The 11,710-nt window shown below is 67.1% G+C and carries 12 protein-coding genes; 10 read left to right on the forward strand and 2 right to left on the reverse strand.

Annotated elements, in window-relative coordinates; genetic code table 11:
- From ACO48X_RS08905 to ACO48X_RS08925, 5 genes are all read left to right on the forward strand, one after another.
- A partial coding sequence (locus ACO48X_RS08905; protein ID WP_485001735.1) for a phosphoglyceromutase occupies window positions 1-660 on the forward strand: 660 nt, incomplete at its 5' end.
- Between the two features lie 531 nt (window positions 661-1,191).
- A complete protein-coding gene (locus ACO48X_RS08910) occupies window positions 1,192-1,683 on the forward strand; it encodes a CarD family transcriptional regulator (protein WP_485001736.1) in 492 nt (163 codons plus the stop codon).
- Window positions 1,683-2,537 (forward strand): 2-C-methyl-D-erythritol 4-phosphate cytidylyltransferase, encoded by an 855-nt coding sequence (ispD, locus tag ACO48X_RS08915; RefSeq protein WP_485001737.1) that lies wholly within the window; start codon window positions 1,683-1,685, stop codon window positions 2,535-2,537. Before ACO48X_RS08910 ends, ispD begins: the two co-directional genes overlap by 1 nt.
- Window positions 2,538-2,741: 204 nt before the next feature.
- The gene (ispF, locus tag ACO48X_RS08920; RefSeq protein WP_485001738.1) at window positions 2,742-3,218 is read left to right on the forward strand and encodes a 2-C-methyl-D-erythritol 2,4-cyclodiphosphate synthase; all 477 of its coding nucleotides are present in this window, start codon (window positions 2,742-2,744) and stop codon (window positions 3,216-3,218) included.
- A gap of 273 nt (window positions 3,219-3,491) precedes the next feature.
- On the forward strand, window positions 3,492-4,163 hold the full coding sequence (locus tag ACO48X_RS08925; protein ID WP_485001739.1) for an NAD(P)H-dependent oxidoreductase: 672 nt from the start codon (window positions 3,492-3,494) through the stop codon (window positions 4,161-4,163).
- A 39-nt stretch (window positions 4,164-4,202) separates the two neighbouring features.
- On the opposite strand, the gene ACO48X_RS08930 is transcribed toward ACO48X_RS08925, so the two are convergent.
- Window positions 4,203-5,567, reverse strand: coding sequence for an MFS transporter (locus ACO48X_RS08930; RefSeq protein ID WP_485001740.1), 1,365 nt, complete (start codon window positions 5,565-5,567; stop codon window positions 4,203-4,205).
- A 122-nt stretch (window positions 5,568-5,689) separates the two neighbouring features.
- Here ACO48X_RS08930 and cysS point away from each other — a divergent pair, with 122 nt between their 5' ends.
- Genes cysS through ACO48X_RS08950 form a run of 4 tightly spaced genes read left to right on the forward strand, consistent with a single transcriptional unit; the run spans window position 5,690 to window position 10,223 of the window.
- Complete coding sequence (gene cysS, locus ACO48X_RS08935; RefSeq protein WP_485001741.1) at window positions 5,690-7,114, forward strand: cysteine--tRNA ligase; 1,425 nt, start codon at window positions 5,690-5,692, stop codon at window positions 7,112-7,114.
- Window positions 7,114-8,094: a 23S rRNA (guanosine(2251)-2'-O)-methyltransferase RlmB gene (gene rlmB / locus ACO48X_RS08940; protein ID WP_485001742.1), complete on the forward strand. Its 981-nt coding sequence runs from the start codon at window positions 7,114-7,116 to the stop codon at window positions 8,092-8,094. Before cysS ends, rlmB begins: the two co-directional genes overlap by 1 nt.
- A gap of 8 nt (window positions 8,095-8,102) precedes the next feature.
- Window positions 8,103-9,497 (forward strand): hypothetical protein, encoded by a 1,395-nt coding sequence (locus ACO48X_RS08945; RefSeq protein ID WP_485001743.1) that lies wholly within the window; start codon window positions 8,103-8,105, stop codon window positions 9,495-9,497.
- 60 nt (window positions 9,498-9,557) lie between these two features.
- Window positions 9,558-10,223 carry an ASCH domain-containing protein gene (locus tag ACO48X_RS08950; protein WP_485001744.1) on the forward strand — a complete coding sequence of 222 codons (666 nt, stop codon included), beginning with the start codon at window positions 9,558-9,560 and terminating at the stop codon, window positions 10,221-10,223.
- Here ACO48X_RS08950 and ACO48X_RS08955 read toward each other — a convergent pair.
- Window positions 10,202-10,681, reverse strand: coding sequence for a MarR family winged helix-turn-helix transcriptional regulator (locus ACO48X_RS08955; RefSeq protein ID WP_485001745.1), 480 nt, complete (start codon window positions 10,679-10,681; stop codon window positions 10,202-10,204). The genes ACO48X_RS08950 and ACO48X_RS08955 overlap by 22 nt on opposite strands.
- Window positions 10,682-10,686: 5 nt before the next feature.
- On the opposite strand from ACO48X_RS08955, the gene ACO48X_RS08960 reads away from it, so the two are divergent.
- Window positions 10,687-11,577 (forward strand): alpha/beta fold hydrolase, encoded by an 891-nt coding sequence (locus ACO48X_RS08960; protein ID WP_485001746.1) that lies wholly within the window; start codon window positions 10,687-10,689, stop codon window positions 11,575-11,577.
- Window positions 11,578-11,710: the final 133 nt, after the last annotated feature.

An 11,710-nucleotide genomic window follows, 5' to 3' on the forward strand; every position in this document is an offset into this window, starting at 1 on the left:
CCCCCGCTGTCGGAGAAGGGGCGCGCCGAGGCCGTCCGCGGGGGCGAGTTCCTCAAAGAAGCCGGAGTGCTTCCCGAGAAGCTGTTCACATCGATGCTTCGCCGGGCCATCATGACGGCGAACCTTGCCCTCGATTCGGCCGATCGCCACTGGATTCCCGTGGAGCGCCATTGGCGACTCAACGAGCGCCATTACGGCGCCCTCCAGGGCAAGAACAAGAAGGAGATCCGCGACGAGTACGGCGAGGAGCAGTTCATGCAGTGGCGCCGCTCCTACGACGTTCCGCCGCCGCCGATCGAGGCCGGTTCCGAGTTCTCTCAGGACGCCGATCCGCGCTACGCCGGCGAGCCGATTCCCGCCACGGAGTGCCTCAAGGACGTTCTCGAGCGCCTCCTTCCCTACTGGGAGTCGACGATCGTCCCGGAAATCAAGACCGGCAAGACGGTCATGATCGCCGCTCACGGCAACTCGTTGCGAGCCATCGTCAAGCACCTCGACGACATTTCCGACGACGACATCGCCGGAGTCAACATTCCAACGGGCATTCCGCTGGTCTACGAGCTTGACGAGAAGACGCTCAAGCCGGTGAAGAAGGGCGGCACGTACCTCGACCCCGAGGCCGAGGCGAAGATCGCGGCGGTGGCCAACCAGGGCAAGTGAGTCCGGTCGCCGCCACGTGGCCCGAAGGCCCCGCCGCAAGTCGGAATGAAGCGTTTCTTTCTGTGTGTGGTCGGCCTTCGGGCTGGTGCGGCGTTTGTCTCGTGTGCGGGGAATGGCGCTCCGAGGGCCTTCTCGCCCCGAGCGGCGTATGCGCCTCGTGAAAGGGCACGGGATCCCGTTTGTTCGGGAACCGGAAGGCGTCGAGAATCGGTTCTCGTTTTATTCGAGAACTGGAATCGTTGGGAGGTTTTCGTCTGTTCAGGGTTTGTGGGGCGGGGTGTGGAAGGCGATCGGTCGGAATCGCGACGCGCAGTGGGCTGCGGAGCGCGTCGTCGGCGCGTTGCTTGCCGACGGCAATCGGCGAAGTGCGGCAGAAAACTCCGGGGCGTCGACGTGGGGGACCGTGTCGCTTAACGCCTTTCGATCAGTTTCGCAATGGGGTACTAAAACCTGGGTAAAAGAGCCGACGTTACCGCCTTAATGATAGAATGTCTACTTGGAACCAGTCTGAAGCGAAGGGAATGGGACCGCATGTCCTACACAATCGGCGAGACGGTCGTTTACCCGCATCACGGCGCGGCTCGCATCGAAGACGTCTTCACGCGCAAGATCCGCGGCGAGGAGAAGACGTATCTCAAGCTTCGCGTCGTGCAAGGGGACCTGGAGATCCAGGTTCCCGCGGACATGCTCGAGGACGTCGGCGTGCGCGACGTCTCCGACGACGAACAGTTGAAGCAGGTTTTCACCGTTTTGCGGGCGGACCAGATCGAGGAACCTTCGAACTGGTCGCGTCGTTACAAGGCAAATTCGGAAAAACTGACGTCGGGCGATGTCATCAAGGTGGCCGAGGTGGTTCGCGACCTCACGCGTCGCGACGCCGACAGGCACCTTTCGGCGGGGGAGAAGAGGATGCTGTCGCAGGCCCGGCAGATTTTGGGGTCCGAGGTCGCGCTCGCGCGGCAGGTCTCCGAGGGCGAGGCGCTCGAACTCCTTGACGAGATTCTCGGCGAATCGGCGCTCTAGTGCGAGTCGCCGCCGTCGTCGTAGCCGCCGGCAAGGGAACGAGATTCGGTTCGCGCGGCGCAAAAGCCCTCGAGCGGCTTTCCGGCGAGCCTTTGTTCGTCCGCTCTGCGCGCGCGATGGCCGAGTCCGGCGTCGTCGATCGAATCGCAATCGTCGCCCCCGCCGATCGAATCGAGGAATTCGAAGGGATTCTCCAGCCCGTTCCCCTCGGGCGAGCCGCCGATTCCCTCGGGGGGGCCGCGGGGCCGGCTAAGGGCGTTGCGGACGGTCTTGGGCAAGCGGCGGAGCCGATCGATGGCGCTGCGGGGCGGATTGAGGTCGACGTCGTCGGCGGCGGGCGGACGCGTCAAGAATCGGTCGCGCGCGGGTTGGATCGCGTGTTTGAGGCGTACCGCCCCGCCGCGAGCTCGGATTGCGTCCTCATTCACGACGCGGCGCGCCCACTCGTGCCCGGTGCGGTGATCCGGCGCGTCGTCGATGCGTTGGCCGCCGGGCATCCGGCCGTCGTCCCGGCGCTGCCGGTGGCGGACACGATCAAACGAGTCGAGCGCATCGCCGACGGCGAAGCGGGCGCCGATTTGGAGCGCGTCGTCGAGACCCACGATCGCACCTTGCTGCGCGCCATGCAGACGCCGCAGGGTTTTCACCTCGACGCCGTCCTCCGCGCGCACCGCGATTTCGCCGAAAAAGGAGAAGAAGAGGCGAGCGCCGCCCCCGACGACGCCGCCCTCGTCGAGGCGGCCGGGCTGCCCGTCGTGCTTGTGCGCGGGAGCGAGCGGTCGATGAAGATCACGCGGCCGATCGACCTCGTGATCGCGCAGCTGCTGGCCGACGACCCCTCGCTCGGCGCCTGAATCCGCGGAGGCCCCTTCGCTCGGAGACTGAGCCTGAGCCTGCTGGGCGCTGAGCCTGCCGGGCCTCGGCGCCGGAATCCGTCGATTCGGCTCGGCCTTTCACCGGTCTGCGCCAGTCCCCTCCGGGCGCTGGCCTCTTTTCGAGTTGCCGCCGGCCCGATCCGCAGCCTTGTCGCATATGCGCCGCGAGTAGATAATTTCTGCATGGACATTCGCGTGGGAACAGGAATCGACGTGCACGCCTTCAGCGAGGATCCGTCCCGCCCGCTCTTTCTCGCGTGCCTCCAGTGGCCCGGCGAACGCGGGCTCGAAGGGCATTCCGACGCCGACGTCGCCGCCCACGCCGCGTGCGACGCCATCCTCATCGCCTCGGGCGTCGGAGACCTCGGCACGGCGTTCGGCACGGGACGGTACGAATGGGCCGGAGCTTCGGGCAGCGCGCTCCTTGCCGAAGCCGTGCGTCTGGCCCGCGCCGACGGTTGGGCGGCAGTCAACGTTTCGATCCAGATCGTCGGCCAACGACCCAGGTTTCTGCCGCGCAAGGGCGAGGCGGAGCGGGCCATGGGCGACGTCGTCGGCGCGCCCGTCAGCGTCTCGGCAACCACCACGGACCGTCTCGGTTTCACCGGGCGGGGCGAAGGCTTGGCCGCTATTGCGACTGCGTTGGTTCATAGGATTTGACGCTGAACCGCAGGGTCTGAGCTCGGTTCGTGGGCGACGTCGGTTTGCGACCGCGCTGGCTCTCGGAGAGCGGCATTGGTTTGCGGAGAGCCGCCGCTGATCCGCAAGCGGCGCTCAACCGCAAGCGGCATCCGACCGCAAGCGGCGCTCAACCGCAAGAGATGGCGCAGCCTAGCCCCTGAGCGACGGCGCCGCTTACTCCGTTATCCGCTGTCAGGATAAAAGCCGCCGCCGTGATTGCCCGTGCTGTGGATCCGTACGTACTCTCGCAGTATGAGTTCTACGTTTGAAGCCAAGAAAGCCTTGATCGTTCACGCACACCCCGAATCGGCGTCGTTCTGCACCTCGCAGATGCAGGCGGCCCGCGACGAGCTGGTGCGGCAGGGCTACGAAGTCGATGTCATTGACCTGTACGAAAACAAGCTGGACCCGGTGCTCGACCGCGGCGAGTTCGAGCATGTCGAAGAGCCGTTCAAGCCGCAGGACGAGCACCTGAAGGCTATCAAGGCGGGCACCCTGAAACCGCGAATTCGGGAGGACATCGATCGCGTGCTCGCCGCGGACCTCCTTGTCTTTTCCTTCCCTCTGTGGTGGTTCTCGGTTCCCGCGATCCTCAAAGGCTGGGTCGACCGGGTTTTCGTCACGGGCGCCGTTTTCGGCGGGGATTATGGGATTCTCGACGAGGCCGCGCTCGTTGGCAAGCGCGCCGTCGTGCTCACGACCACCGGCGGGCCCGAGGACATGTACTCCGAGGACGGGGCGCTCGCTCCCATCGAGAGCTTCCTCTTCCACGTCAACGAGGGAATCTTCCGGTTCGTGGGATACGAGCCCCTCAAGCCCGTGGTCACCTACGGTCCGGCGCATGTGGATGACGAGCAGCGTGAGAAGGCGCTCGGCGCGGTGCGATCCGAATTTGAGAAGATCGACGAGCGTCCGCGGGCCTGAGGCGCACGCAAAACGCCGGTGCGGCAGGCTTCCGCAGCCTCAGGCTGGCGTGCGGGCCGCCGCGCGATCGGATCGTTCAGACGTCTCAGTTTCGGGCCGGACGGGAATGAACGTCGCCAGGCCGACGAGGAGAATGACGACGATCCCGAGGATTCCATAGATTGCCACGTCGTCTTTGGGCCGGCCGCTCATCTTGCTCGCCAGAGTGATGGAACTCGAGTACATGACCGACGAGAGGAATGAGACGGCCCGGCCCGTCGTGGCGTACAGCCCGAACATTTCGGCTCCGGAGCCCGGCGGCGCGACCCGCGCCAGGTAGGAGCGGGAGGCCGCCTGCGTCGGCCCGACGAAAACGCACAGGGCCAGGCCGAACACCCAAAAGACGATCGGGCCGGCGGGCTTTCCGAAAAAGACGACGAGCGCCAGCACGCACATGGAGGCCAACGAGCCGACGATCACCTTGCGCGGGCCGATCCTGTCGTCCAACTGGCCGAAGACGACCGTCGCGACGCCCGCCACGAGATTCGCGGCGATGCCGAACATGATCACCTCTTCCCTCTTGAAGCCGAAGGCGACGCCGGCGAGCACCCCGCCGAAGGTGAAGACTCCGGCCAGCCCGTCCCGGTAGATCGCCGAGGAGACGAGGAACCACACAACCGAGCGGCTCTCGCGCCACAGGCGGGCGATCGAGCGTCCGAGGTCGGCGTACGAACCGAAGAGCCCGCGCGAGGGCTCGCCCGAGGGAGAGCGGTTGCGCGAGGTCAGGAGCAAGGGCAGGCAGAAGACGAGGGTCCACAGCGCGCACACCGCCATCGAAACGCGGATGTTCAGCGCGTCCTCGCTTGTGACGCCGAAAAGCCCCACTTCGGGCTGGATGAAGCCGACGAGCAGAAAGAAGAGAAGCAAAATCGAACCGATGTAGCCCAGGCCCCAGCCGAAGCCTGAAACCCGGCCGACGTTCTCGGGAGTCGAAATGTCGGAGACCATCGAGTTGTAGATCACCGACCCGACTTCGAACACGAAGTTGCTCGCGGCGAGCAGAAGAAGGCCGAGCCACACATAGTGCTCGCTGGGTTTGACGAAGAACATGGCGCCGATGAGCGCTGCGAGCGCGAGGGTGGTCGCCGTCAGGACGGTGTGAGTCTTTCCCGTGCGGTCCGCCCACTGGCCGAGCGCCGGGGCCGCCAGGGCGACGAGAATGCCCGCGAGCGCCGTCGTCCATCCGAGGTTCGCGTTCGCGGACGGCCCGAAGAGTTTCGGAGTGGTGAGGTAGACGGAGAATACGAAGGTCGTGACCACCGAATTGAATGCCGAAGAGCCGACGTCCCACGACGCCCAGATGACGACTTTGCGCGAAAGGAAGCCGGTGCGAGTTTGGCCCCCATCGTCCGTGTGAGTACTCATGCCTTTTACTTTACGGTGCATTTACTTGCTGCGCACGCCGAGCGCGGGCGCGAACCCTCGGCCGCTGGCGTGCGGCGAGCCAAATCGAACCCTTCGCGGCGCTCATTGGATACCCTAGGGGGGTGAGCTTGAAGATCTACGATTCCGCTGTGCACTCGCTGCGAGACTTCGAACCGCTCGAACCGGGCCGGGCAGGGATCTACCTGTGCGGCGCAACCGTCCAGGGCGCCCCGCACATCGGCCATATGCGTTCGGCGCTCGCCTTCGACGTGCTCGCAAGGTGGCTGCGCCGCAGCGGGTACGACGTGCGGATGGTCCGCAACGTGACGGACATCGACGACAAGATTCTCCGCAAATCCGCCGAGGCCGGCCGCCCCTGGTGGGAATGGGCCTACCGCTTCGAGCGGGAGTTTTCGCAGGCCTACCGCACGCTGGGGGTTCTTCCGCCCACGTGCGAGCCCCGGGCCACCGGACACGTCTCCGACCAGATCGAGCTCATCCAAGCAATCTTGGACGCCGGCCACGCCTACGTCGGCGATCCCGGGAACGTATATTTTGACGTCGCCAGCCTCCCGGACTACGGCTCCCTCACGCGTCAGTCTCTGGCGAACATGACGGTCGACGAATCCGAGGTCGAGCCTGACAAGCGCAATCCGCACGATTTCGCGCTGTGGAAGGCCCCCAAGCCGGGCGAGCCCGCGACCGCGGCGTGGGCGGCGCCGTGGGGCAGAGGCAGGCCCGGCTGGCACATCGAATGCTCGGCCATGGCCGGCCGCTATCTGGGTGAGACGTTCGACATCCACGGCGGCGGGATCGACCTGCGCTTCCCGCACCACGAGAACGAGCAGGCGCAGTCGCACGCGGCGGGGCGCGGGTTCGCCCGCTACTGGATGCACAACGCGTGGGTCACGATCGAGGGGGAGAAAATGAGCAAATCGCTCGGCAACTCCCTGACCGTCGAGGCCGTCGCGCGCGAGGTCCCGCCCGTCGTCTTGCGGTTTGCTTTGGGAACCGTGCACTACCGTTCGACGGTCGCCTATTCGCCCGCGACCCTCGCCGAGGCGCAGGCCGTCTGGGACCGTCTGGCCGGCTTCGTCGCGCGCGCCGCCGAAGCCGAGGAGATCGGACTCGACGAGGTGGCGTCCCTCGGCCCGGACAGCCTTCCCGCGGCGTTCACGGCGGCGATGGACGACGACCTCAACGTCTCCGGGGCGCTCGCGGCCGTGCACGAAGCCGTCACCAAGGGCAACACCGCGCTGAGCGAGCGCGACCCGGCGGGCGTCAGGCGCGCTCAGCTCGAGGTCCGCTCGATGCTCGACATTCTGGGGCTCGATCCGCTCAGCCCCCAGTGGCGGAGCGGTGCGGGGTCCGACGCCGCCCGCAAGGCGCTCGACGCGCTCGTGGCCGACATGCTCGAACGCCGCGCCGAGGCGCGGGCGGCCAAGGACTGGGCGACAGCCGACGCGGTGCGCGATTCGCTGGCTGCTGCCGGCGTCGTCGTCGAGGACTCGCCCGAGGGCGCACGCTGGCACGTGGAGGGACGCTGATGGCCGACGGCAGGACGAAACGCCCGAAGGGCAAGAAAGGCGCCCTCGTCGGATCCGGCGGAAACAATCGGCGCCGCCTTCAAGGCAAGGGGCCGACGCCGAAGGCCGAAGACCGCGTCTACCATCCCGCGCACAAACGCAAGCTGGCGGCGGAAGCGGCGCGCCGAGAGCAGGCCAAGCTCGAGAAGGCCAATCGCCTGCGTCCGGAGTTGAACCTGGCTCCCGGGCACGAGCTCATCGCCGGGCGCAATGCGGTTCTCGAGGCGGTGCGGAGCGGGATTCCCCTCTCTCGCGTCTTCGTTTCGGGAGGCGTCGCGAGCGACGAGCGCCTCGGCGAGGTGGTCCGCACGGCGACGGCCCTCGGCGCGCCGCTTTTCGAGGCCTCGCGCACGGAGCTCGACCGTATGACCGACGGCGCCGTCCACCAGGGGGTGGCCATAGAGGTCCCGCCCTACGAATACGCGGACGTCGAGGACCTCGTTGAGCGGGCGGGCAGGGGAGCGCGCGCCGGCAGGCCCGGGCTCGTCGTCGCGCTCGACTCGGTGACGGATCCTCACAACCTCGGGGCGGTCATGCGCTCGGCCAGCGCCTTCGGCGCGGACGGCGTCGTCGTGCCCGAACGGCGCTCGGCCGGCGTGAACGCCACGGTGTGGAAGGTCTCGGCCGGGGCGGCGGCCCGCGTTCCCGCTGCCCGCGTGCCGAATCTCGTCGCGGCCCTGGGCAAGCTGAAGGCCCGCGGGTACTTCGTCGTCGGGCTCGACGGACGCGGCGACACGGCGATCGAGGACATTTCCTTCGCCGACGCCCCCATCGTGCTCGTGACCGGCTCGGAGGGCAAGGGACTCGCCCGGCTCACCCGCGAAACGTGCGACGCGACAGCGTCGGTTCCCATCGCGGCCGAGCTCGAATCGCTGAACGCCGCGGTTGCCACCGGAATCGCGCTCTACCAAATCGACCGCCTTCGGGCGCGTTCGCAGTAGGAGGAACAATGGTTACTTGGCGTCCCGTCAGCGGCGACATTCTGCGGCTGGATCCCGCGCTCGCGTCGGTGAACGACATCGAGAACTTCCTCGCCGAGCGGCGGATCCCCGGAAGAGGCGCCGCGTCGGGGGAGGACGGCTACCGCCTCGAGCTCGCGGTCACCGGGCGAAGGAGGCGCATCGCCGTCCTCGACGACGACGGAGAGGCCGCGCCCGGCCCGACGCTGGCCGAGTTCGTCGAAGAGATGGACGGGGCCCTCCGCAAGCTTCAGATCGACATGGGCGGGATCATCGCTTGGGGGGACATCGACCTCGGCGAAGTCGACGTCGAGGGCGACGACGTGGACGTCGCCTCCCTCCAGGCGCTAGAACGGCAGGCGGAAGGCGAAGCAGGCGAAGGCGCTGCGGAGGGCGTCGGCGACGACGCCCGCGAGGGAGCGGGTGAGGACGCCGGCGAGGAGGCTGGCGAGGACATTCCCGAGTTCAAGGGCCCGATGCTCGTCGTTTCGGACATCGCTTTGGCCGAGATGCCTGGGCTCGCCGCCGCCAATCGGCGTTCTCTCGCCGTCTTCCGCATGGAGGGCGCGTGCGCCGTGGCTATGGAGCTCGACGGGACCGAGGACGCCCGGAGGGCCGGCAAGCCGGGCTTCGCGATCGCCTTGAGCACCGATCCGTCGGGTCTGGACGCCCCGGTGCTGTCCGTGCGCTGCCGCGGGCCGCGCCTCGTGTGGCGCTGGGACGACGAGCTTGAGCCTGTGCCGTGGGTGAAGGCAGACGCCGCCGCCTCCGATTTCGTCGCCCGAGAGCTGGGCCCCGGGGCCATCTCTCAGCGGATCGCCCAGACTGTCGCCGCCGTCGACGCCGCGCGCATCGAGGAGGCACTGCACGCCGACCCGGACACCGCCCCCGCGATGCTCGTCGCCGCCCTCGGCCTTCCGCAGGAGATCGCCGATTTCCTCTCCGGCCTGCTCAGTGCGACCGCCATTCCCGGCGCGATCGTATTCGAGCCGAAGCCCCTGACCCAGAGGATTCAGACGAGCGTCGCCTACGGATCGGTTGGGGAATCGAAGTCGAAGACGGGGTACTGGCAGACCTATCGCAGGCTCTTCGTCGACCGTCCGCGCGTGACGGAAATCGTTTCCTCGATTCAGGCAGGAGTCGGCTCGGTGCTTTTCGCCGGCGGCCTGCGCTCGTGGCGGCGGACAGGCGGAAAGGTCGCTGCGGCGGTCGGAGGCGCCCTCGTGGTCAACGCCGCAGCTCGGATCCTCACGATGCAGTGGATTCAAACCGCCCTGGAAACCGAAGGCTTGACGGTCGAAAGACCGGCAGCCGTAAACGAGGCAGCCGAAGGCGCGGAAGCTGAGGGTTTGGCGGTCGGGAACCCGACAAACGCATGCCCGTAGGAAAAAGCCCCGCGAGCGCGAATCGCGCAGGGCAGACGATCCAACGCAGAAAGGGCTCCCATGAGCAGGAATGACAGCCAGGCCGCCGGTCGGGACGACGTCGCCCCCGGTCCCTCGGAGGAAGGCTTTGCAAACGACGCCGCCTCGGACCGCGGCAGATCCTCGGACGGCGGAGCCCCTTCGGACCGCAGCCTCCCGGAGGAAAGCTCAGCAAACGGCGCCGAAGCTGGAACGCAGACAGAGCTCGAGGCCTTCTGGACGCGCGCACGCAACGTGGCGGGGATCGCCCCGCTGGAGGCCGTCCTCGGCCAGGACGACGCCGCGTCCCTGCGGCCTCCCGCCTTCGCCTTCGGCGACGGCCCGGAGATGTCCGACCGCCTCGCCAAGCTCGTGCTCGACGGCGAAAAAAGTGCGACCTCCGCATGGCTCGCCTCCTACGAGGCCGAGGGAATCGACATCCCCGAGGTCGGCGATCTCTCCATCATGTGCGACGGCGCGGACCGGCCGCTCGCCCTGCTGCGCACCGCGGACGTGCGCAAGATCCCCTTCGCCGACGTCGGCCCCGAGATCGCGCAGGCCGAGGGCGAAGGAACACTCGACGAATGGAAAGTCGAACACCGCGATTTTTTCGCGCGGGAATGCGCCGCGCTGGGAATCGAGTTCGACCCCGAGGGCGAGATCGTGGTCGAGTTCTTCGAGGTTGTCTACCGCCGCGACGGCGCCTGAGCCTGCCGTTCGCGATAGACCTTCTCCAGCAGCGAGCACAGGGTCGAATACTCGCCCGGGGACAGCCCGGCGAAGAACTCTTCGCGCTCGGGCGCCAGCCTCTCGTGCAAGCGGTTCAACAGCTGTGAGCCGAGCCGCGAGATTCTGAGCATCTTGGCCCGTCCGTCCTCGGGGTCTGGCTGGGAGGCGGCCAAACCCCGCTTTTGAAGCGCCCCGATGACGGCGACGGCGTTGCGCGGATCGATTCCCGCCCTGGCGGCGACGTCCGACTGCCGCAGGCCCTTCCGCGCGGGAAGGGCCGCCAGAACGGCGAACTCGCTTTGCGTCAGCTCATAGGCCTTGAGGTGACGATTCCACTGCCTTTCTGCCAGCGCGCCCAGCCGGGCCAGAAGGAAACCGGCACCGCGACGGTACTCGGAGAAGCCGCTGGAGGCTTCGCCGCCGACTGTGATAGACATGAAATATGTCTATCACAGATTCCTATGTCGTCAATCTCGACCGTTGTGACGTCTTCGTTCGCGACGTCGGGCCCAAAGGCGCACGGCCCCTGGTGTTCCTCCACGGTTGGCCCGAGGACCATTCGGCGTGGAATGCGCTCACCGACCTGGCGCGGACGTCGTGGCGGTGCCTGAGCGTCGATCTGCCCGGGATCGGACGCTCGCGGATGGAGGCGCCAAACGGCGATTCCCTGGCTCTCGCCCGGGCGATCCGCGATTTGGCCGGCGTCTTGCAGCTGGAAGAGCCCACGCTGGTCGGGCACGATTTCGGTGGGATGGTTGTCTACTCCTACCTGCGGGAATATGACGGCGTGCACTGCGGCGTGATCATGAATACGGTGATACCGGGCGTCTTTCCGTGGCAGAAGGTGCTGACGAACCCGTACCTGTGGCATTTCGCCTTCCACTCCATTCCCGACCTTCCAGAGACGCTGGTCGCGAACCACGTCGATGCGTACTTCGATTACTTCTACGATGCGATATCCGCCGACCCTTCGGCGATAACGGCCGAGGCGCGCAAGGCCTACGCCGCCAGCTACAAGAGGCCGGAGGCCCTCGCCCAGGGTTTCGCCTTGTATCGCGGACTGTGGGGCGACGCGGATCGAAATGCACGCGACCTGAAGGAAATCTCGACGCCCGTCCTCTACTTGCGCGGAGAAAGAGAAGGGGGTGCGCTCGGCGACTACGAGAAGGGGCTGCACGAGGCCGGCATCAGGAATCTCGTTGCGACGACCGTCCCCGGAGCGGGGCACTACGCTCCCGAAGAGGCTCCGGCCGAGGTGTGGGCCGCCATAGAATCCCGCCTTGCAGGGCTTTCCGGCTCCGCTCCCGCCTTCTCCGGCCCCGCGCGTGCCTGAGACTGTTCATAGGCCCGTCGGCGGGGCGAACGCGTCCGGCCGCCGGCATGCTCTACGCTAGATCGGGTGCCCCATCGGGTGCCCGTGACGCAACGGGAGAGGACCCCATGGCTTTAGGTTGGAAACTGCACGG

It is taken from the genome of Peptidiphaga sp., assembly GCF_057238965.1.

What these genes read in the sequence shown, in the direction of transcription:
- ACO48X_RS08950 (WP_485001744.1), top strand. Translation starts at nt 9,558, where the DNA reads ATGAGCAGGAATGACAGCCAGGCCGCCGGTCGGGACGACGTCGCCCCC.
- ACO48X_RS08930 (WP_485001740.1), bottom strand. Translation starts at nt 5,567, where the DNA reads ATGAGTACTCACACGGACGATGGGGGCCAAACTCGCACCGGCTTCCTT.
- ACO48X_RS08955 (WP_485001745.1), bottom strand. Translation starts at nt 10,681, where the DNA reads ATGTCTATCACAGTCGGCGGCGAAGCCTCCAGCGGCTTCTCCGAGTAC.
- ACO48X_RS08945 (WP_485001743.1), top strand. Translation starts at nt 8,103, where the DNA reads ATGGTTACTTGGCGTCCCGTCAGCGGCGACATTCTGCGGCTGGATCCC.
- ACO48X_RS08925 (WP_485001739.1), top strand. Translation starts at nt 3,492, where the DNA reads ATGAGTTCTACGTTTGAAGCCAAGAAAGCCTTGATCGTTCACGCACAC.
- ACO48X_RS08960 (WP_485001746.1), top strand. Translation starts at nt 10,687, where the DNA reads ATGTCTATCACAGATTCCTATGTCGTCAATCTCGACCGTTGTGACGTC.
- ACO48X_RS08910 (WP_485001736.1), top strand. Translation starts at nt 1,192, where the DNA reads ATGTCCTACACAATCGGCGAGACGGTCGTTTACCCGCATCACGGCGCG.
- ispF (WP_485001738.1), top strand. Translation starts at nt 2,742, where the DNA reads ATGGACATTCGCGTGGGAACAGGAATCGACGTGCACGCCTTCAGCGAG.
- rlmB (WP_485001742.1), top strand. Translation starts at nt 7,114, where the DNA reads ATGGCCGACGGCAGGACGAAACGCCCGAAGGGCAAGAAAGGCGCCCTC.